The sequence below is a fragment of the Amycolatopsis xylanica genome, assembly GCF_900107045.1.
Taxonomy (GTDB): Bacteria; Actinomycetota; Actinomycetes; order Mycobacteriales; family Pseudonocardiaceae; genus Amycolatopsis; species Amycolatopsis xylanica.
In genome coordinates, this window is sequence record NZ_FNON01000001.1 from 712,068 (window position 1) to 730,114 (window position 18,047).

Below are 18,047 nucleotides of genomic sequence, written 5' to 3' on the forward strand. Positions count from 1 at the left end.
AGGAGGACCATGGCGGCGCTGCCAGCAAGCACGAGGTTCAACTACTCGTTCGGCTCGTTCGTCACCGGGACCTTCGGCACCGTGCCGGGACTGCTCCTGCTGCCGTACCTCACGGACACGATGGCCGTGCCCGCCGCGGCGGCCGGGCTGATCGTGCTGGTGCCGAAGGCGTGGGACGTCGTCTTCAACCCGATCGCGGGCAGGCTGTCCGACGCGAGCCTGGTGAAACGGGGGAGCAGGCGCCCGTTCCTGCTCGGCGGCGGCATCGGCGTCGCGGTCCTGTTCGCGCTGATGTTCGGGCACCCCGGCTTCGGCAAGCCCGCGCTCGACGCGACCTATGTGGTCATCACGTTCTTCTTGTGCGCCACCGCGTACGCGTTCTTCCAGGTGCCGTTCAACGCGCTGCCCGCCGAACTCACCGAATCGCCCGCCGAACGCACCAAGCTGACGAGCTGGCGGATCGGCTTCCTCGCGGTCGCGATCCTCGTCGCCGGTGGCGGCGCGCCCGCGATCACCGACCTCATCGGCGGCGCGGGCGGCTACCGGGTCATGGGCGTGGTCATGGGCCTGGTGACCCTCGGCGGCACGCTGGTCGTCTACTTCGGGCTGAAGGGCGCGCCGGTCGGCTCGCTGCGCCCGAACACCGTGAGCTTCCGCGAACTCGTCCGCACGATCGCGGGCTGGCGGCCGTTCCGCTGGCTGCTCGGCGTGTACTTCGTGCAGGCGCTGGGCGTCGGCACCGTGCTCGCCGGGATCAGCTACTACGCCTCGCACATCCTCGGCGACTCCGGCTACCGCACGGTCATCTTCGCCGTGTTCGTGCTGCCCGCGCTCGGGATGATGCCGGCATGGCCGATCGTCGGCTCACGCTGGGGCAAGCTGGCCGGTTTCCGCCTCGCGACGGCCATCTTCGGGGTCGCGCTCGTCGGGCTGCTCGGCGGGCTGGTCTTCCCGGTGTGGCTCTCGCTCGTGTTCGCGGCGCTGTCCGGGGTCGGCTACGCGGGCATTTCCGTGTTTCCGCTGGCGATCCTGCCCGACCTGATCAGCGCGGAGGAGGAACGCACCGGCGCCACCCGCGCGGGCATCGCGGCCGGGGTCTGGACGGCCTCGGAGACACTCGGGCTCGCCGTCGGGCCGTTCCTGTTCAGCGGCGTGCTCGCGGCGGGCGGGTACCTGTCGAGCGACGCGAACACGGTCGTGACCCAGCCGGACAGCGCGATCACCGCGATCCTGCTCGGCGCGACCGTGCTGCCCGCGATCCTGATCTCACTGGGCATCCCGCTGCTGCGCCGCTCGGTGCTGGAGGAGCACATCAGTGCCTGACGACGTGCTCGCCGAGCTCAAGGCCCTGCGCGCGGGCGACCTGCCCACGCACGGCGGCCGCACGCTCGCCTACGTCTACGACAGCGGCCTCGCCGGGGTCGACGAACTCGCCGCGTCCGCGCACGCGATGGCGTCCTCGGCCAACGGGCTCGACCCGACCGCGTTCCCGAGCCTGCTGCGCATGGAGAACGACCTGGTCGCGGCCGCGATCGCGCTGCTCGGCGGCGAGGTCGGCTCGGTGACCTCCGGCGGGACCGAGTCGTGCATGCTCGCCGTGCTGGCGGCCCGCGACGCGCACCCCGAGATCTCGGCGCCGTCGGTGGTGCTGCCGGTCACCGCGCACGCGGCTTTCCTGAAGGCGGCCCATTTCTTCGGGGTCCGCGTGATCGCCGTGCCGGTGGACGCCGGGTTCCGCGCCGACCCGGAGGCGATGGCCGCCGCGATCGACGAGACGACCGTGCTGGTCGTCGCCAGCGCGCCGTCCTACGCGCACGGCGTGGTCGACCCGATCCCGGAGATCGCGGCCGTCGCCGCGGCACGAGGTGTCCGGATGCATGTGGACGCGTGCATCGGCGGCTGGGTGCTGCCGTACTTGAAGCGCTTGGGCGCGCCGGTGCCGCCGTTCGACTTCCGGGTGCCCGGTGTCACGAGCATGTCGGTGGACCTGCACAAGTACGCGTACTGCCCGAAAGGCGTGTCGGTCCTCTTGCACGCCAACGCCGCGCTGCGCCGCTCGCAGTACTTCGCGAGCGCGGACTGGCCGGGTTACACGATGCTCAACACCACCTTGCAGAGCACCCGCTCGGGTGGCCCGCTCGCGGCGGCCTGGGCCGTGCTGCGCCACATCGGCGACGACGGCTACGCCAAGCTGGCCGCGGATGTCTGGGACGCCGTCCGCGCGATTCGCGCCGGTGTCGGCGAGATCGACGGCCTGCGCGTGCTCGGCTCGCCGGATTCGACGCTGCTGTCGATCGCGGCGGCCGGCCCGGATTTCGATTTGTTCACCGTGGCCGACGAAATGAAGGCCCGTGGTTGGTACGTCCAGCCGCAGTTCGCGCACCTGTCGTCGCCGGTGAACCTGCATCTGACGATCACGGCGGCCAATCGTGGCCACGAAAAGGAATTCCTCGGCGATTTCGCCGCGTCGGTCGCTGCCGCGCGCGCCGCGGGACCGGTCGTCGTCGACGAGAACGTGGCGGCTTTCGTCGCCGCACTGGACCCGGATTCCCTTACCCCGGACCAGTTCGCTGGCCTGCTCGCCGCGGCGGGACTCGGGGGAGCGGCCGGGCTGCCCGAACGCATGGCCCCGATCAACGCCTTGCTCGCGACAGCGCCAGCCCGCCTGCGCGAACGCCTGCTCCTGGAGTTCCTGGGCGCGCTTTACACCCCCTGAAGGTGTCGCACGGAAGGGTGAGGGAGGCCGGTTCTGGCCGGAAAAGTCGATCTTGGAGTGCTAGCGTCGCGTCCACTTCGGACAGAAAGGGGCGCGCCGCCATGACACTGACGCACTCGGCCCACACCGACCATCCGCACCTGCACGGCGACGGCTGCGGCCACGTCGCGGTCCCGCACGCCGATCACGTCGACTACGTGCACGACGGCCATCTGCACCGCGCGCACGACGGGCACTACGACGAGTGCGAGCCCGCCGACCACGCCGTGCACGAGGCACACGACCACGTGCACGGCGAGGGCTGCGGCCACGCCGCCGTCCCGCACGGCGACCACGTCGACTACCTGCACGACGGCCACCGCCACGCCCGCCACGGCGACCACTACGACGACCACTAGTGCCGGTGCGGGGCGTCCCACTCCGGGAAGAGGTCGTCCCCGATCAGGCAGTCGGCGAGCGCGCCGAGCAGTGCCGGCTTGTCCAGCTCGGTGCCGATGAACGCCAGTTCCTGCCGGGGTGCCTCGCAGACGCCGTGTGGTTCGAACCGGGCGACCGAGCCCGCCTGCGACCACAGGCCGAGCACACCGGGCCGTGAGGCCAGGCTGAAGAAGCCCTTGGACCGCAGGATGGTGCCGAACTCCTTGGCGTCCAGCGAGTTCACGAACGTCCACAGCCGACCGGGATCGAACGGCCGGTCGGCGCGGAAGACCACGCTCGAGATGCCGTACTCCTCGGTCTCCGGCACGTGGTCGCCGTTGAGCTCGGCCACCCAGCCCGGCGCCTCCTGTGCGCGGAGCGCGTCGTACCGGCCGGTGCCGAGTACCTGCTCGACCGGCACCTCGCCGTGGCTGGAGACCAGCACCCGCGCCGCCGGGTTGAGCCGCCCCAATGTCGCGACCAGACGGTCCACTTCGGACGCCGGGACCAGGTCTGTTTTGTTGAGCAGCAACACATCGGCGAACTCGACCTGGTCCATCAGCAGATCGCTGACCGTGCGGGTGTCGCCGTCGTACTGGTCGAGCCTGCGCTCGGCCAGCGAATCGCCCGCGGCCAGCTCAGCCAGGAACCGCACCGCGTCGACCACGGTGACCATGGTGTCGAGCCGGGCGACGTCGAGGAAGCTGAACGTCGCCGCGACCGGCATCGGCTCCGAGATCCCGCTCGACTCGATGAGCAGGTAGTCGAAGCGGTCCTCGGCGCACAGCCGGGCCACCTCGTCGAGCAGGTCCTCCCGCAGCGTGCAGCATATGCACCCGTTGGTCAGCTCGACCAGGCGTTCCTCGGTGCGGGAGCGGACGAGCGCGGCGTCGATGTTGATCTCGCTCATGTCGTTCACGATCACCGCGACCCGCAGCCCGCCGCGGTGGGCGAGCACGTGGTTGAGCAGCGTCGTCTTGCCCGCGCCGAGGAAGCCCGAGAGCACGGTGACCGGCGTGGTCACTTGGCGAGCCGCTGGAAATGCTTGATCAGCCGTCGCGGCACGAGCTGCTCGACACCGTCGACCTTGATCGGCACCAGGTCCGGCACGGCGGCCTTCCACTGCGCGCGGCGTGAGCGGGTGTTGCTGCGCGACATCTTGCGCTTGGGCACGGCCATTACCTGGTCCGCCTTCCGTAGCGGCGGTGGAACTTCTCGACCTGGCCCGCGGTGTCCATGACGCGGGCGGTGCCGGTCCAGAACGGGTGCGAGTAGGCGCTGACCTCGACGTTCACCAGCGGATAGGTGTTGCCGTCCGTCCACTCGATGGTGTGCTCGGACGTGATGGTCGAGCGGGTCAGGAACGCCTCACCGCTCGCGGTGTCCTTGAAGACCACGGGGTGGTAGTCGGGATGGATGCCGGGTTTCACTGGTTTTCTTCCTTTCGGTTCGAGACGGGCTGCAGGTCTTCGGTGTCCTCGCACGGTTCCTCGTGCCAGGAGCCGAACGGGTCGGGGTAGCAGCGCCACGCGGGCGGCCCGGCGGCGAGCTCCTCGTCGGTCAGCAGCGCGCCGGTCAGCGCGGCCTCGACCTCGTCCGGGGTGGCCCGGTCGGTGACGACCACGATCTCCTGCGCGCGGTCCCCGTGCTCCGGGTGCCAGCGCAGCGACGCCAGCGTGCGGCGCTCAGGAGAGACGTCAGCCCAGTCAGGCCCGTCCTCGGCCGCGAGCCACGGCCCGGCGTGCCCGATGCCGAGCCCGCCGCCTGCGGACTCGATCCAGAACGCCACGTCCGGCTGGCTCGCCACCCAGGCGCGGCCGCGGGTGCGGATGACGCCGTCGAGCAGCACGTCGATGGCCTCGTGGAGACGTTCCGGGTGGAACGGGCGCTGGGCGGTGAACGACAGCAGCGCGATGCCGCAGTCGGCGTGCAGCGGGGGCTGGCCGCGCAGCAGCGCGCCGTGCATGTCGGACGGGGCGCCAAGGCGTGCGTCCGGAGGCACCAGGCCGAGCACGGCCGTCGAGTCCAGAGTGGACAGTTCGACGCGCGGGATCGAGGGCGCGACCCGGTCGAGGATGGCCGACGCCTTGGCCGCAGTCCACGCGTCGGGCGCGGCGCCGCTCAGCACGAGCACGTCCGCGGTCTCGACCTGGGCGAGCGCGACCTGCGCGACCGTGCGCTCGTCCTCGGGGCTGGCGAGCAGCCCGCGCTCGCCGAGCAGGTCGTCACCGGAGACGTCGTCGAGCCAGGTCGCGCAGTCGACCACCGTGAACACGCCGACCGGCTCGACGTCCTCGATCACCGGGGTCTCGCCGACGAGGACGTTGCGCAGCGCCCAGCCGACGGGTTCCGGCTCCATGGCCTCGTCGAGCTTGAGCACGATCCTGGTCACCTGGGGCATCCGGGAAAGCTTGCGCAGCAAGGGAAGCAGGTCTTCGCGCAGCGTGCAGGACACGCAGCCGTGCGAGAGTTCGAGCGTGGTCGTCTGGTCCCGCCCGTTGAGCTGGACGCGGCGGCGCACCACGCCGGCGGTGATCTCGCGCAGGTTGTGGTGGACCACCGCGGTGCCTTCGGTGCGCAGCAGGGCGGCGAGGGTGCCGCTGCAGGGGGACAGGCCGCTGATGAGGACGAGGGGCACTCGCTGGTTTTCGATCACGCGTGTAGAGTAGATGAAAACGATAACCACTACCAACTTGGGAGGGCATGTGTCCGCCGTGTGCCAGGTCACCGGCCGCAAGCCGGGCTACGGCAAGCAGGTCTCGCACTCGCATCGCAGGACGTCCCGGCGCTGGGAGCCGAACCTGCAGGTCCACCGCTACTTCCTGGCCAGTGAGAACCGCTGGATCCGGCTGCGGCTGTCCGTCAAGGGCATGAAGACCATTGACAAGCGCGGCATCGAGGCGGTCGTCGCCGAGCTGCGCGCGAAAGGGGTGAAGCTCTGATGGCCAAGAGCAACGACGTCCGGCCGATCATCAAGCTGCGCTCGACCGCGGGCACCGGCTTCACGTACGTGACGAAGAAGAACCGGCGCAACGATCCCGACCGGATGGTGCTGAAGAAGTACGACCCGGTCGTGCGCAGGCACGTCGACTTCAAGGAGGAGCGCTGATGGCCAAGAAGTCGAAGATCGCCAAGAACGAGCAGCGCAAGGCGATCGTGGCCCGGTACGCCGAACGCCGCGTCGAGCTGAAGGCGGTCATCGCGTCGCCTCGCTCGTCCGCCGAGGAGAAGGCCGCGGCCGTGTCCGCGCTGCAGAAGATGCCCAGGGACGCGAGCGCCACCCGGGTGCGCAACCGCGACGCCGCCGACGGCCGTCCGCGTGGCTATCTGCGGAAGTTCGGGCTGTCCCGGGTCCGCATGCGGCAGGCGGCGCACAACGGCGAGCTGCCCGGCGTGTCGAAGTCGAGCTGGTGACGCCGGTGAAAAAGCAACGGACCCCGCTCAAGCGCAAGCGCAACCTGCTCCTCGCCGAGGGCGTGTCGGAAGTGGACTGGAAGGACGTGAACCTGCTGCGCAAGTTCATCTCCGACCGCGGCAAGATCCGCGCGCGGCGGGTCACCGGGCTGACGCCGCAGCAGCAGAAGCAGGTGGCCGTCGCGATCAAGAACGCGCGGGAGATGGCCTTGCTCCCGTACCCGTGAGAAGGCGCACCTCCGTGTGCGCTGTGCGCACGCGGCAGGCATGCTGTTCGCCATGCCAGATGACCCGCACTATCTCTCCGGGCTCGACCTGACCGGCCGCCGTGTCGTGATGGTCGGCGGCGGAACCGTCGCGCAGCGGAGGCTGCCCCGGCTCGTCGGCGCGGGCGCGCGCGTCGAAGTCGTCTCCCCGGAGACCACCCCGTCGGTCAGCGCGATGGCCGACGCCGGCGAGATCGTCTGGCATGCGCGGGCCTATCGGGACGGCGACCTGGCCGACGCCTGGTACGCGCTGGCCTGCACGAATGACCCCGAGGTCAACGCCGCCGTCTGCGCGGAAGCCGAGCGCTCCCGCGTGTTCTGCGTCCGCGCGGACGACGGCACCCAGGGCACGGCCGTCACCCCGGCGTCCGGCCGCCACGGCGGGCTGCTGCTGGGCGTGCTGTCGGGCGGCACGCCGCTGCGGTCGGCCTCGGTGCGCGACAGCATCCTCGACGGGCTGCGCGCGGGCACCGTCGACGACGGCCGCGTCGCGCCGGCGGAGCTGCCGGGTGTCGCGCTGGTCGGCGGGGGACCGGGCGATCCCGAGCTGATCACGGTGCGCGGCCGCAGGCTGCTGGCCCGCGCGGACGTCGTGGTGGCCGACCGCCTCGCCCCGCGCGAGCTGCTCGACGAGCTCGCGCCCGAGGTCGAGATCGTCGACGCCGCGAAGATCCCGTACGGCCGGGCCGCGAGCCAGGAAGTGATCAACAGCACCATCATCGAGGCGGCCAAGGCGGGCAAGTTCGTCGTCCGGCTCAAAGGCGGCGACCCGTACTTGTTCGGCCGCGGCTTCGAGGAGTACCTCGCCTGCGTCGACGCGGGCATCCCGGTGACCATGGTCCCCGGCATCACCAGCGCGTTCGCCGTCCCCGCGATCGCGGACGTCCCGGTCACGCACCGCGGCGTGGCGCACGAGGTCGTGGTCGTCTCCGGCCACGTCGCGCCCGATCACGCCGCCTCGCTGACCGATTGGCCCGCGCTGGCGAAGCTCAAGGGCACGATCGTGCTGATGATGGGCGTCGAGCGGCTGCCCCAGTTCGCGCAGGCCCTGCTCGACGGCGGCCGCCCCGCGGACACCCCGGTCGCGATCATCGAGGACGGCACCATGCGCACCCAGCGCGTCCTGCGGTCCACATTGGACGTCGTGGCCACCGAAGCGAAGGCCGCCGGCGTCCGCCCGCCCGCGGTCATCGTCATCGGCCCCGTCGCCGGCCTCGTCGGGACGGGATAAAGCGGGCTTTATCCCGGGCGTATAATGGCCTATACGGCTTGGCTTTCGTCGAATTCGTAGCAGCGGCCGCAAAAAGACGCGATGGCGGTGGAGAGCCGCTGCGGGTCCATGCGGAGTTCGACCGGGCTGCGGGCCTGGATGAACTCCGCGTGCGGCATGTCGGCGGCGAGCGTGTCGGCGTCGCCGAAGGGGTGGATCGGGTCGCCCTGGTGACCGATCACCAGCGTGGGCACCGTGATCTGCTTGCGGATCGACTTGGGCGGCGCCGTCCGGCCGAAGAGCACGCCGTGCAGGAGCGCGGCCATGCCGGCGGGCTCCTGCTCGAGGGTGTCGGTGACGACGTCGACCCACTGGCTGCCGTGGGGCACGAGGCTCGCGGCCAGCGCCACCGCGCGCACGCTGATCGGGACGAACCGGGCGGCGAGCAGCAGCGGGCCGAAGACGAGCAGGCCCGCGACGATGGCGTTGTCCAGCACCGGCATCTCGACGACCATGCCGTGCAGTCGGTCCGGCGCGGCGACGGCCACCTCGAGGGAGACGTTCGCGCCGAGCGAGGTGCCGCCCATGACCGCCTGGTCGATGTCGAGGTGGTCGAGCAGCGCGATCGCCTGCTCGCCGAACGCGGTCATCGAGTAGTGCCAGGACTCGGGCGGGCGCTCGGACTCACCGTGCCCGAGCAGGTCCATGGTGATCACCCGGAAGCCCTCACGGGCGAGGCGCCTGGCCAGCGGGGCGTGCATGCGCCTGGTCAGCATGATGCCGTGCATCAGGACCACCACGCGGGGGCCGCTGCCGTACTCGGTGTAGTGCAGGCGGTGCCCTTGGTGGGTGAAGGAGCCGGACAGTTCGATCGGCCGGTTCCGCCTGGCGGAACGCCGCCGCCGCGGGAAACGGCTCACCGTTGTCGACAGTGCCGTGACAGTCATCCGAACTCCCCTCGTTCCTACCCCTCCAGGAAATCATGCCCAGACCAAGTTGGCACAGCGTCAACCGGATGAGTCAAGATGACTGCCATGACCGCTACCGCAAAGCTGCCCGATCTTGTCTCGCTCAAGGTCGAGGTGACCGGCCACATCGCCGAAGTGACCCTGCTCGGGCCGTCCAAGGGCAACGCCATGGGCCCGGACTTCTGGCGTGAGCTGCCGATCGTGTTCGGCGCGCTCGACGCCGACCCCGAGGTGCGCGCCGTGGTGCTGACCGGCAGTGGCAAGCACTTCTCGTACGGCCTCGACCTGCCCGCGATGATGCCGAGCTGGGCGCCGATCCTCGGCGGCGAGTCGCTCGCCGGCCCGCGCACGGAGTTCCTCGGGCACCTCCGTGAGCTGCAGGAGAGCGTCAACTCGGTCGCGCGGTGCCGCAAGCCGGTCATCGCCTCGATCTCGGGCTGGTGCATCGGCGGTGGTGTCGACGTCATCGCCGCCGCGGACGTGCGCGTGGCCAGCGCCGACGCGAAGTTCAGCGTCCGCGAGGTCAAGGTCGCCATCGTGGCGGACCTCGGCAGCCTGCAGCGGCTCGCGCCGATCATCGGCGACGGCCACCTGCGTGAGCTGGCGCTGACCGGCAAGGACATCGACGCCGCGCGCGCCGAGAAGATCGGTCTGGTCAACGACGTCTACCCCGACCAGGAGGCCGCGCTTGAGGCCGCACGGCAACTCGCCGCCGACATCGCTGCGAATCCGCCGCTCGTGGTGCAGGGTGTGAAGGACGTGCTCTCGGTCAACACCGAGCGCCAGGTCGCCGAGGGTCTGCGGTACGTCGGCGCCTGGAACTCGGCGTTCCTGCCGAGCAAGGACCTGGCCGAGGCGGTACAGGCCTTCATGGAGCGAAGGGCACCCGAGTACAAGGGCGAGTGAGGAGAACGCGTGTTCCGTGCGGCGAGGGATTATCTGCTGGCGCACCGGGAGGACTACGACACGGCCTATCGGGACTTCGAGTGGCCGCGGTTCACGGAGTTCAACTGGGCGCTCGACTGGTTCGACGAGATCGCCCGCGATCCGGCCAACGCCGAACGGTACGCGCTCTGGATCGTGGAAGAGGACGGCTCCGAGAACCGCTGGACGTTCCCGGAGATGGCGCGGCGGTCCGACCAGGTCGCGAACTGGCTGCGGTCACTGGGGGTCCGGCGTGGGGATCGGCTGATCCTCATGCTGGGCAACCAGGGTGAGCTGTGGGAGACGATCCTCGCCTCGATCAAGCTGGGCGCGGTCATCATCCCAGCGTCGACCCTGCTCGGGCCCGCCGACCTGACCGATCGTGTCGAGCGCGGCGCGGCCAAGCACGTGGTCATCCGCGCGGAGGACACGGCCAAGTTCGCGACCGTGGCGGGGGACTACACGCGGATCGCGGTCGGTGACGCGGTCGACGGCTGGGTGTCCTACTCGGATTCGCAGGACGCTCCGGCGGAGTTCAGGCCGGACGGCCCGACCAAGGCCGACGACGCGCTGCTGCTGTACTTCACGTCCGGCACGACCGCGAAACCCAAGCTGGTGCGGCACACCCAGGTGTCCTACCCGGTCGGCCATCTGTCCACAATGTACTGGATCGGCCTCGAGCCGGGCGACGTCCACCTGAACATCTCCTCGCCGGGCTGGGCGAAACACGCGTGGAGCAACGTCTTCGCGCCGTGGAACGCCGAGGCGACCGTGTTCCTGTACAACTACACGCGCTTCGACGCGGCGGCGCTGATGGCGCAGATGGACCGATGCGGCATCACGAGCTTCTGCGCGCCGCCGACCGTGTGGCGCATGCTCATCCAGGCCGACCTGACGGCGCTGAAGACGCCGCCGCGCAAGGTGGTCGGCGCGGGGGAGCCGCTGAACCCCGAGGTCATCGACCAGGTGCGCAAGGCATGGGGTGTGACGATCCGCGACGGCTTCGGCCAGACGGAGAGCAGCGTCCAGATCGCCAACACGCCGGGCCAGGACGTCGTGCCCGGCTCGATGGGCCGCCCGTTGCCGGGGTTCAAGGTGGCTTTGGTCGACCCGGTCAGCGGCGAGGTGGCTTCCGAAGGCGAGATCTGCCTTGACCTCTCGGCGCGTCCGGTCGGCTTGATGACCGGCTACGCGGACGACGACGAGCGGACCGAGGCGGCGTTCGCGGGCGGCTACTACCACACTGGCGACGTCGGTTCGGTCGACGCGAACGGCTACATCACCTACGTGGGCCGCACCGACGACGTCTTCAAGGCGTCGGACTACCGGATCTCGCCGTTCGAGCTGGAGAGCGTCCTGCTCGAACACGACGCGGTCGCCGAGGCGGCGGTGGTCCCGGCCGCCGACCCGATCCGCCTCGCGGTCCCGAAGGCCTTCGTGGTCCTCGCGGCCGGTCACACGCCGACAGCCGAGACGGCTCAGTCCATCTTGGCCTTCTGCCGCGAGCATTTGGCTCCCTACAAGCGAATCCGGCGCCTCGAGTTCGCTGAGCTGCCCAAGACGATCTCGGGCAAGATCCGCCGCGTCGAGCTGCGGAACCGCGCGGGCGACGCCGACCTCCGCCCCACGGGCGAGTTCCGCGAAGAGGACTTCAAGGACTCGTGAGCGTTGCGGGCGGTTCTAACCGCCCGCAACACTCACGACCCCTCGGCCCCACGCTCACCCGGCGAGCACGAGTGCGCGAAACCCGAGTTTGGGCCATCCAGTGGCCAGAACTCGGGTTTCGCGGCCTGTCCTTTCGTCAAAGGGCCGGGCGAAGGTTGCAAATAGGACATTCGGCGCACACAAGGAGAAAGATCACGCCTTCGCGAGGGCACGATTGCAGCCGGTTCTCGCACTCGCGGAGGTTCGGATGGGTTCGCAGATCTTTTCGGTTTTCCTGCCGGCGGCGCTCGCACTGGTGATGTTCGGCCTCGGCTTGTCGCTGACCCCGGCCGACTTCGCCAGGGTGGTGAAGTACCCCAAGGCCGCCATTGTGGCGTTGACGTGCCAGATCGTCGTGCTGCCCGCGATTTGCTACGGCCTGGTCGCGCTGTTCGGGCTCAACGGCGTGCTGGCGGTCGGCATGATGCTGCTCGTCGCCTCGCCGGGCGGGACGTCGGCGAACCTGTTCAGCCATCTCGCGGGCGGGGACGTCGCACTCAACATCACGCTGACCGCGATCAACTCCGTGCTCGCGGTGTTCACGCTGCCGCTGGTGGTCGCGCTGTCGGTGGCGCGGTTCATGGCGGACGACGCGTCGATCGGGCTGCAGCCCGCGAAGCTGCTGCAGGTGTTCGCGGTCGTGCTGGTGCCGGTGGCGATCGGCATGTGGGTGCGGCACCGCTACGTCGCGTGGACCGAAAAGATGCAGAAGCCGGTCAAGATCGCGTCCGTGGTGGTGCTGGCGCTGGCGGTCACGTTCTCCATCGTCGGGAATTTCAAGCTGCTGCTGGACAACAGCGACACGCTCGGCCCGGTGGCGCTGCTGCTGTCCGTGCTCAGCCTGGCCGTCGGCTACGGAGTCCCGCGGCTGCTGCGGGTGGAGCGGCGGCAGGCGATCGCGTCGGCCATGGAGATCGGCATCCACAACGCCGCGCTGGCCATCACCGTCGCCGTGTCGGTGCTCGGCAGTGAGGCGATGGCGGTCCCGGCCGGGATCTACGGCTCGGTGATGTTCGTGCCCGCCGCGATCGCCGCCTACGCCTTGACCCGCAAGCGCTCCGAGAAGCTCGTGAGCGTGAGCTAAAGGGTCGTGAGTGGTACGACCGGTTAGAACCGGCCGTACCACTCACGACCCCTTTGTCAGGCGATGGTCCCCTCGACCTGGCGGTCATCCTCGGTGGAGCAGGTGGTCACCGGGTCGTTGGGGCCGCTGCCGCAGGTCCACTCGCCGACCGCGATCGGGCCGGGGCCCTGCGGTGACTTGGCCTCGGCCGGGGTGAGCTTCCGGAAGTACTCGGTGACGACCTGGGTCGCCTGCGCGCAGTCGACCGCTCCGCCGCGGACGGTCACCTTGGCCTGCTTGTCCTTGGCGGGCACCTCGCCGCACTGGGTGCCCGCGGCCGCCGGGTTCGCGGCGGGGCTGGGCGCCGGGCCGGACGGGGGAGCGGCGGCCGCGGGCGACGACGGGGCAGGCGGCGGCGTCGCGGCGTCGCTGCCGCAGCCTGCGAGCGCGAGCGATGCGGCGAGCAGGCAGAACACGGTGACTCTGGACATGTGCCCTTCTTGGTGAATGGTTACTCGGTGGGGACGACCGCGGCGAGCACGGTCGCGTTGTCCTTGCTGCAGGTGGTGCCGCCCTGCGCGGCGGGCGCGCCGGACACGCAGAGCCAGCCGTCGACCGTGTCGCTGACCGGCTCGTTCGACTCGGCGGGCTGCTTGCCCGCGATCTTGCGCTGGAACTGCTCGACGATCTTCTTACCGGTCGCGCAGTCGACGCCGCCGCCCGCCTGCCCGCCGAGCACCTGCAGGGTCAGCCCGCTCGCGGCGGTCACGGTGCCGCAGGTGCCGTCGGCGGGCGGCGCGGTCGTCTTCGGCGGCTTGGCCGTGGACGCGGTGGTCTCGGCGGGGATCGGGGGCAGCGACGGCGTCGTCGAAAGGGAGGCGTGCACCGGTGCGGGAGGCGGCGGCGGAGCGGGCGCTGGCGCCGGATCGCCGGAGCAGCCCGCCGCGAGCGCGGCCAGCGCGAGGCACGCCAGAACGGCGCGTCCGTGCGTCATGCCACCCTCCCGGCGTGGTGTGAACCGAAGGTACGGAGGGTACCCGGTCGGCAGGAGGAGCCGTTCGGCGCGGTGACCTCCGGTGACGCCGACAAATCGTCCACTGTGGACGGTCAGCCGGGTGAATCGCTTTGTCCTAAAGGGTGAAATCCGCGTGCCGGGGCTAACGATCCGGCCACGACAGCCGACAAGGACAGTGAACACCCCGCCGTCCCCCGACCCGTGAGAGCCATGAGTAACTCCGAAGTCCCCGCCGCAGACAACCCTCCGACAGACCCGTGCTCCGTGGTGTGGAGCCACGGCCGCCCCTTCGTGCTCGAGGCGCCGTCCGGCCGCCCGCGCTGGGTCGGCACCGACACCCGCGGCAGGCCGCAGGCCCTCACCCGCGCTGAGCTGGCCCGCAGGGGCTGGAGCCACCGCCGCGCCAGCTAGCCGCGCGTCCTAGGCTGAGCGGGTGAGCACCACCCCTGAAGAGTCTTCACTGCTTCGGCAGGCGTTCAACGTGCCGAACCTGCTCTCCATCCTGCGCCTCGCGCTCGTCCCCGTCTTCCTCTGGCTCCTGCTGGGGCCCGAGGAAGACGGCTGGGCGCTCGCGTTGCTCATGTTCAGCGCGCTGACCGACTGGCTGGACGGCAAGCTCGCCCGCTGGCTCAACCAGATGAGCAGGCTGGGCCAGCTGCTCGACCCGGCGGCCGACCGGCTGTTCATCCTCGCGACCCTCGTCGCCTTCCTGATCCGCGACATCGTGCCGTGGTGGGTGGTGGCCCCGCTGGTGCTGCGCGAGGCCGTGCTCGCCGTCTGCGTGCTGGTGCTGCGCCGCAACGGCTTCGCGCCGCCCGAGGTCACCTACATCGGCAAGGGCGCGACGTTCGTGCTCATGTACGCCTTCCCCTTCCTGCTGCTGACCACCGGCACCTCGGATCTGGCCGCGTTCTGCCGCCCGATCGCGTACGCCTTCACCACCTGGGGCGGCGTGCTCTATGTCTGGTCCGGCGCCCTCTATGTCATCCAGTGCGTGCAGGCCGTGCGCGGCGGTGGGGATCGGGATGCGCCCGCCGCGGCGTAGGTGAGAGACTCCGCGCCAGCCGTTGTCAGAGCACGAAAGGGGAGCGGCTTTGACCACTCCAGAAGAACTCCGCTACACCGAAGAACACGAGTGGGTCGCGACCCGCGGCGAGACCGTGCGCGTCGGCATCACCGAGTACGCGCAGGACCAGCTCGGTGACGTGGTCTTCGTCGACCTGCCCGAGGTCGGGCGCCAGGTGAGCGCCGGTGACGCGTTCGGCGAGGTGGAGTCCACCAAGAGCGTCTCCGAGCTGTTCGCGCCGCTGGACGGCGAGATCGTCGCGGTCAACGACGGCGTCGCCGACCAGCCCGAGCTGATCAACAGCGACCCTTATGGCGAGGGCTGGCTCATCGAGATCAAACTCGACGACCCGACGAGCGTCGAGAGCCTGCTGGAAGCCGAGGCGTACCAGGCGTTGACCAAGGACTAGCACCGGATCGTGCCTGGCTGGGAGGCCGCGGGTCCGGTTGGGGGAGCCGCGGCAGCCCTGATCGATCAGGCACGGTACGTTTGCACACACACGTTCTTTTGAGGCAAAGCAACATCAGCGGGTGAGGAGAGCTCAGGTGAGCACGAACGACGGACCCGGCGTTCCCCCGGAGTCTTCTCCGGAGCGGACGTCTGTCTTCCGCGCAGACTTCCTGGCCGATGTCGAGGGTCAGCAGGCCGCGCAGCCTGCCCCCGCGACGCAGGATGCCGGTCTGGACGCGCTCCGCGCGAACCAGGCCTTGCTGGTCGTGAAGCGTGGCCCGAACGCGGGCTCGCGTTTCCTGCTCGACGTGGACACCACGAGCGCGGGCCGGCACCCGGACAGCGACATCTTCCTCGACGACGTCACGGTTTCCCGCCGCCACGCCGAGTTCCGGCGTGAGGGTGGCGAGTTCGTGGTCATCGACGTCGGCAGCCTGAACGGCACCTACGTCAACCGCGAGCCGGTCGACCAGGCCGTGCTGACCGGTGGCGACGAGGTCCAGATCGGCAAGTTCCGCCTGGTCTTCCTGACCGGCTCCGGCACCGGGGGTCAGGGGGCGCAGTGACGGCGGCCGGGCGGCCACAGCGCGATGGGTTGAGCATCGGGGCCGTGCTGGCGCAGCTGCGCGGCGACTTCCCCGATGTCACCATCTCCAAGATCCGGTTCCTGGAGTCCGAGGGTCTGGTCCAGCCGGGCCGGACCCCCTCCGGGTACCGGCAGTTCGCCGCGGCGGACGTGGAGCGCCTGCGCTTTGTGCTGTCCGCACAGCGGGATCACTACCTGCCGCTGAAGGTCATCAAGGAGCAGCTGGACGCGGCCGACCGCGGGCACGCGGCGGTCGCGGCGGGCCCGCGTCCGCCGCGCAAGCTCGTCTCGCTCGATCTGAGCGGGAACGAGGACTTCGGCGCGCGCATGCCGGGCCCGGACGATTTCGCCACCGAGCGGGAGATCCGGCTGACGCAGGAGGAACTGCTCTCACAGGCTGGGATCGATCCGGCCATGCTCGGGGAATTGCAGCAGTTCGGCCTGATTCGTCCCGGTGCGGCCGGTTTCTTCGACCCGGACGCGGTGCTGGTCGCGAAGACCGTCAAGGCGATGACGGAATTCGGTATCGAGCCGAGGCATCTGCGCGCGTTCCGGGCTTCCGCTGACCGGGAAGTCGGATTGCTGGAGCAGATCGTGACCCCGGTGTATCGCCACCGTGACGCCGACGCGAAAGCGCGCGCGGACGAGATGGTCAAAGAGCTGGCGGCACTCTCCGTGGCGCTGCATACGCTGCTGGTCAAGGCCGGCATCCGAGGCGTCACCGGCGGCTGAGGCGGAGCGCGGAGTGTCGATTCCGCATGCCTGGTGTCACGCCCTATGTCAATGACTGAATATGCGGCTGTCAATGCCGTACGGTTATACCTGGGTTTGCGTAGCGTGAACCCGCCGATGGTCCGGATGACGAGCACAGCGCCGTCAAGACGGGTAGCGTCGACAGTGTCTGTTACTGCCGGGGCGTCCTGTCGAAAAGAGGACGCTGAAGCCCGTGTGCACGAGAGGGAGGCGAGGCCCGATGAGCGAAATGCGCGTCGTCGGAGTGCGGGTCGAACTGCCCGCGAATCAGCCGATCTTGTTGCTGCGGGAGACCGAAGGCGAGCGGTACCTGCCGATCTGGATCGGCTCGGTCGAAGCCACCGCGATCGCCTTGGAGCAGCAGGGAGTCCGCCCCGCTCGCCCGCTCACCCATGACCTGCTCAAAGAGGTCATCGGAGCGCTCGGCAGGGAACTGGAACAGGTCGTCATCACCGACCTCCGCGAAGGCACCTTCTTCGCGGAGCTGGTGTTCGACGGCGACATCCGGGTTTCGGCCCGCCCCAGCGACTCGGTCGCGCTCGCGCTGCGGATCGGTGTGCCGATCCACGCCGAGGACTCCGTGCTCGAAGAGGCAGGCCTGATCATCCCGGACGAGCAAGAGGACGAGGTGGAGAAGTTCCGCGAGTTCCTCGACTCCGTGTCCCCCGAAGACTTCCGAGGCGCCGACACTTAAGCCGCACTCGCATCGCGTAAGGCCCCTGGCACCTGGTGTGCCGGGGGCCTTCACGCTTGAGTGGCCTTGACGAACAGGTCGCCGAGCTCCTTGGCGTAGGCGTCGTAGTCGATGGCAGGGTCGGCGGCGGCCGCGGCGGCGACCCCGTCGATGGCCTGCGCGATCGACATGGCCATCACCTTCGGGTTGAACGCGCCGAACGCGCCTTCGCGCTGGCCTTGGACCAGCTGCCGCTCGATCCGGCCGGTCCGCAGCTGCTCGATCGTCGGGCCGGTCATGAACCAGCCGTCCTCGTCGCCCGAGTTCGCGGCCAGCTCGGTGAGCACGCGGACGAACTGCGGGTGCGAGCGCAGGAACTCGATCTCGGTGTCGATGTAGGCGCGCAGCAGCTCCGACCGGTCCTTGAGGTCGGCGACGCGGTCGGCGAGGAACTGCTCCTTCGGCGCGATGGCCGAGGTGAGCACGTTCTGCATCAGCCCGGCCTTGTTGGTGAAGTGGTAGGTGATGATGCGGGTGCTCGACAGGCCGGCCCGCTCCTTGATCTTGGCGAAGGAGGTCTTGCGGTAGCCGAGCTCGGCGATCGTCGCGATGGTGGCGCTGATGATCTGCGCGCGGCGTGCCTGCTCGGTCACGGAGAGGCCAAGCTCCGGTTGCGTCTCGGGTGTTATCTGCATGAGTAAAAATTAACACGACCGAGTAACCGAGGCAAGTGGGTAGTAAACTCTCAACGAGAACTTGAGGTCTCCGCGCGTCGCGTTGACCGGTCTCGCGCGGCGGCTTACCGTCAAAGGCGGTAAATCG

Annotated in this window: 25 protein-coding genes; 17 read left to right on the top strand and 8 right to left on the bottom strand. The window is 69.8% G+C overall.

Features of this window, described 5'->3' with window-relative positions:
- Window positions 1-9 precede the first annotated feature (9 nt).
- The 3 genes from BLV57_RS03015 (at window position 10) to BLV57_RS03025 (ending at window position 3,114) form a co-directional block, all read left to right on the top strand.
- Window positions 10-1,323 (top strand): MFS transporter, encoded by a 1,314-nt coding sequence (locus BLV57_RS03015; RefSeq protein ID WP_091286268.1) that lies wholly within the window; start codon window positions 10-12, stop codon window positions 1,321-1,323.
- Window positions 1,316-2,716 carry a pyridoxal phosphate-dependent decarboxylase family protein gene (locus BLV57_RS03020; protein ID WP_091286271.1) on the top strand — a complete coding sequence of 467 codons (1,401 nt, stop codon included), beginning with the start codon at window positions 1,316-1,318 and terminating at the stop codon, window positions 2,714-2,716. Before BLV57_RS03015 ends, BLV57_RS03020 begins: the two co-directional genes overlap by 8 nt.
- Window positions 2,717-2,817: 101 nt before the next feature.
- Window positions 2,818-3,114 (top strand): hypothetical protein, encoded by a 297-nt coding sequence (locus BLV57_RS03025; protein ID WP_091286274.1) that lies wholly within the window; start codon window positions 2,818-2,820, stop codon window positions 3,112-3,114.
- Here the strand turns inward: BLV57_RS03025 and BLV57_RS03030 are convergent.
- Genes BLV57_RS03030 through mrf form a run of 4 tightly spaced genes read right to left on the bottom strand, consistent with a single transcriptional unit; the run spans window position 3,111 to window position 5,789 of the window.
- Complete coding sequence (locus BLV57_RS03030) at window positions 3,111-4,157, bottom strand: GTP-binding protein (RefSeq protein ID WP_091286277.1); 1,047 nt, start codon at window positions 4,155-4,157, stop codon at window positions 3,111-3,113. The two genes, BLV57_RS03025 and BLV57_RS03030, sit on opposite strands and share 4 nt — an antisense overlap.
- Window positions 4,154-4,312: a 50S ribosomal protein L32 gene (gene rpmF / locus BLV57_RS03035; RefSeq protein ID WP_091286280.1), complete on the bottom strand. Its 159-nt coding sequence runs from the start codon at window positions 4,310-4,312 to the stop codon at window positions 4,154-4,156. Before rpmF ends, BLV57_RS03030 begins: the two co-directional genes overlap by 4 nt.
- Window positions 4,312-4,563, bottom strand: a complete 252-nt coding sequence (locus BLV57_RS03040) for a type B 50S ribosomal protein L31 (RefSeq protein ID WP_091286283.1) — start codon at window positions 4,561-4,563, stop codon at window positions 4,312-4,314. The genes rpmF and BLV57_RS03040 overlap by 1 nt, the downstream gene beginning before the upstream one ends.
- Window positions 4,560-5,789 (bottom strand): ribosome hibernation factor-recruiting GTPase MRF, encoded by a 1,230-nt coding sequence (mrf, locus tag BLV57_RS03045; protein WP_091286286.1) that lies wholly within the window; start codon window positions 5,787-5,789, stop codon window positions 4,560-4,562. The genes BLV57_RS03040 and mrf overlap by 4 nt, the downstream gene beginning before the upstream one ends.
- 49 nt (window positions 5,790-5,838) lie before the next feature.
- Here mrf and rpmB point away from each other — a divergent pair, with 49 nt between their 5' ends.
- The 5 genes from rpmB to cobA are packed head-to-tail and all read left to right on the top strand — an operon-like array spanning window position 5,839 to window position 8,044.
- A complete protein-coding gene (gene rpmB, locus BLV57_RS03050) occupies window positions 5,839-6,075 on the top strand; it encodes a 50S ribosomal protein L28 (protein ID WP_091286289.1) in 237 nt (78 codons plus the stop codon).
- Window positions 6,075-6,242, top strand: a complete 168-nt coding sequence (gene rpmG, locus BLV57_RS03055; RefSeq protein ID WP_091286291.1) for a 50S ribosomal protein L33 — start codon at window positions 6,075-6,077, stop codon at window positions 6,240-6,242. The genes rpmB and rpmG overlap by 1 nt, the downstream gene beginning before the upstream one ends.
- A complete protein-coding gene (gene rpsN, locus BLV57_RS03060) occupies window positions 6,242-6,547 on the top strand; it encodes a 30S ribosomal protein S14 (RefSeq protein WP_091286294.1) in 306 nt (101 codons plus the stop codon). The genes rpmG and rpsN overlap by 1 nt, the downstream gene beginning before the upstream one ends.
- 5 nt (window positions 6,548-6,552) lie before the next feature.
- Window positions 6,553-6,774: a 30S ribosomal protein S18 gene (gene rpsR, locus BLV57_RS03065; RefSeq protein WP_218134571.1), complete on the top strand. Its 222-nt coding sequence runs from the start codon at window positions 6,553-6,555 to the stop codon at window positions 6,772-6,774.
- Between the two features lie 52 nt (window positions 6,775-6,826).
- Window positions 6,827-8,044: a uroporphyrinogen-III C-methyltransferase gene (gene cobA / locus BLV57_RS03070; protein WP_091287838.1), complete on the top strand. Its 1,218-nt coding sequence runs from the start codon at window positions 6,827-6,829 to the stop codon at window positions 8,042-8,044.
- A gap of 29 nt (window positions 8,045-8,073) precedes the next feature.
- On the opposite strand, the gene BLV57_RS03075 is transcribed toward cobA, so the two are convergent.
- Complete coding sequence (locus BLV57_RS03075; RefSeq protein WP_091286300.1) at window positions 8,074-8,970, bottom strand: alpha/beta fold hydrolase; 897 nt, start codon at window positions 8,968-8,970, stop codon at window positions 8,074-8,076.
- A gap of 87 nt (window positions 8,971-9,057) precedes the next feature.
- Here BLV57_RS03075 and BLV57_RS03080 point away from each other — a divergent pair, with 87 nt between their 5' ends.
- From BLV57_RS03080 to BLV57_RS03090, 3 genes are all read left to right on the top strand, one after another.
- Window positions 9,058-9,897: a crotonase/enoyl-CoA hydratase family protein gene (locus BLV57_RS03080; protein ID WP_091286301.1), complete on the top strand. Its 840-nt coding sequence runs from the start codon at window positions 9,058-9,060 to the stop codon at window positions 9,895-9,897.
- A gap of 9 nt (window positions 9,898-9,906) precedes the next feature.
- The gene (locus BLV57_RS03085; protein ID WP_091286304.1) at window positions 9,907-11,580 is read left to right on the top strand and encodes an AMP-binding protein; all 1,674 of its coding nucleotides are present in this window, start codon (window positions 9,907-9,909) and stop codon (window positions 11,578-11,580) included.
- A gap of 247 nt (window positions 11,581-11,827) precedes the next feature.
- Window positions 11,828-12,703 (top strand): bile acid:sodium symporter family protein, encoded by an 876-nt coding sequence (locus BLV57_RS03090; protein ID WP_091286307.1) that lies wholly within the window; start codon window positions 11,828-11,830, stop codon window positions 12,701-12,703.
- A gap of 56 nt (window positions 12,704-12,759) precedes the next feature.
- Here BLV57_RS03090 and BLV57_RS03095 read toward each other — a convergent pair whose 3' ends face one another.
- Both BLV57_RS03095 and BLV57_RS43830 read right to left on the bottom strand, forming a co-directional pair.
- Window positions 12,760-13,173 (bottom strand): hypothetical protein, encoded by a 414-nt coding sequence (locus tag BLV57_RS03095; protein WP_091286309.1) that lies wholly within the window; start codon window positions 13,171-13,173, stop codon window positions 12,760-12,762.
- Between the two features lie 20 nt (window positions 13,174-13,193).
- The gene (locus BLV57_RS43830; RefSeq protein ID WP_245757124.1) at window positions 13,194-13,676 is read right to left on the bottom strand and encodes a hypothetical protein; all 483 of its coding nucleotides are present in this window, start codon (window positions 13,674-13,676) and stop codon (window positions 13,194-13,196) included.
- Window positions 13,677-13,961: 285 nt separating this feature from the next.
- Here BLV57_RS43830 and BLV57_RS03105 point away from each other — a divergent pair, with 285 nt between their 5' ends.
- The 6 genes from BLV57_RS03105 to BLV57_RS03130 all read left to right on the top strand — a co-directional run bounded on the left by BLV57_RS03105 (window position 13,962) and on the right by BLV57_RS03130 (window position 17,246).
- Window positions 13,962-14,108 carry a hypothetical protein gene (locus BLV57_RS03105; RefSeq protein ID WP_245757125.1) on the top strand — a complete coding sequence of 49 codons (147 nt, stop codon included), beginning with the start codon at window positions 13,962-13,964 and terminating at the stop codon, window positions 14,106-14,108.
- 22 nt (window positions 14,109-14,130) lie between these two features.
- Complete coding sequence (gene clsA / locus BLV57_RS03110) at window positions 14,131-14,742, top strand: cardiolipin synthase ClsA (RefSeq protein ID WP_091286313.1); 612 nt, start codon at window positions 14,131-14,133, stop codon at window positions 14,740-14,742.
- Window positions 14,743-14,791: 49 nt separating this feature from the next.
- On the top strand, window positions 14,792-15,172 hold the full coding sequence (gene gcvH, locus BLV57_RS03115; protein ID WP_091286316.1) for a glycine cleavage system protein GcvH: 381 nt from the start codon (window positions 14,792-14,794) through the stop codon (window positions 15,170-15,172).
- A gap of 136 nt (window positions 15,173-15,308) precedes the next feature.
- The gene (gene garA, locus BLV57_RS03120) at window positions 15,309-15,779 is read left to right on the top strand and encodes a glycogen accumulation regulator GarA (protein ID WP_091286317.1); all 471 of its coding nucleotides are present in this window, start codon (window positions 15,309-15,311) and stop codon (window positions 15,777-15,779) included.
- Window positions 15,776-16,531: a transcriptional regulator FtsR gene (gene ftsR / locus BLV57_RS03125; RefSeq protein ID WP_176968478.1), complete on the top strand. Its 756-nt coding sequence runs from the start codon at window positions 15,776-15,778 to the stop codon at window positions 16,529-16,531. The genes garA and ftsR overlap by 4 nt, the downstream gene beginning before the upstream one ends.
- 241 nt (window positions 16,532-16,772) lie before the next feature.
- Window positions 16,773-17,246, top strand: a complete 474-nt coding sequence (locus BLV57_RS03130; protein WP_091286322.1) for a bifunctional nuclease family protein — start codon at window positions 16,773-16,775, stop codon at window positions 17,244-17,246.
- 50 nt (window positions 17,247-17,296) lie between these two features.
- Here the strand turns inward: BLV57_RS03130 and BLV57_RS03135 are convergent, their stop codons facing one another.
- Window positions 17,297-17,920: a TetR/AcrR family transcriptional regulator gene (locus tag BLV57_RS03135; RefSeq protein ID WP_091286325.1), complete on the bottom strand. Its 624-nt coding sequence runs from the start codon at window positions 17,918-17,920 to the stop codon at window positions 17,297-17,299.
- Between the last annotated feature and the right edge of the window lie 127 nt (window positions 17,921-18,047).

Excerpts from the sequence above, each read along its gene's own strand:
- BLV57_RS03015 (WP_091286268.1), top strand. The coding sequence starts at position 10 with ATGGCGGCGCTGCCAGCAAGCACGAGGTTCAACTACTCGTTCGGCTCG.
- BLV57_RS03025 (WP_091286274.1), top strand. The coding sequence starts at position 2,818 with ATGACACTGACGCACTCGGCCCACACCGACCATCCGCACCTGCACGGC.
- rpmF (WP_091286280.1), bottom strand. The coding sequence starts at position 4,312 with ATGGCCGTGCCCAAGCGCAAGATGTCGCGCAGCAACACCCGCTCACGC.
- rpmG (WP_091286291.1), top strand. The coding sequence starts at position 6,075 with ATGGCCAAGAGCAACGACGTCCGGCCGATCATCAAGCTGCGCTCGACC.
- rpsN (WP_091286294.1), top strand. The coding sequence starts at position 6,242 with ATGGCCAAGAAGTCGAAGATCGCCAAGAACGAGCAGCGCAAGGCGATC.
- cobA (WP_091287838.1), top strand. The coding sequence starts at position 6,827 with ATGCCAGATGACCCGCACTATCTCTCCGGGCTCGACCTGACCGGCCGC.
- BLV57_RS03075 (WP_091286300.1), bottom strand. The coding sequence starts at position 8,970 with ATGACTGTCACGGCACTGTCGACAACGGTGAGCCGTTTCCCGCGGCGG.
- BLV57_RS03080 (WP_091286301.1), top strand. The coding sequence starts at position 9,058 with ATGACCGCTACCGCAAAGCTGCCCGATCTTGTCTCGCTCAAGGTCGAG.
- BLV57_RS03090 (WP_091286307.1), top strand. The coding sequence starts at position 11,828 with ATGGGTTCGCAGATCTTTTCGGTTTTCCTGCCGGCGGCGCTCGCACTG.
- BLV57_RS03095 (WP_091286309.1), bottom strand. The coding sequence starts at position 13,173 with ATGTCCAGAGTCACCGTGTTCTGCCTGCTCGCCGCATCGCTCGCGCTC.
- BLV57_RS43830 (WP_245757124.1), bottom strand. The coding sequence starts at position 13,676 with ATGACGCACGGACGCGCCGTTCTGGCGTGCCTCGCGCTGGCCGCGCTC.
- BLV57_RS03130 (WP_091286322.1), top strand. The coding sequence starts at position 16,773 with ATGAGCGAAATGCGCGTCGTCGGAGTGCGGGTCGAACTGCCCGCGAAT.
- BLV57_RS03135 (WP_091286325.1), bottom strand. The coding sequence starts at position 17,920 with ATGCAGATAACACCCGAGACGCAACCGGAGCTTGGCCTCTCCGTGACC.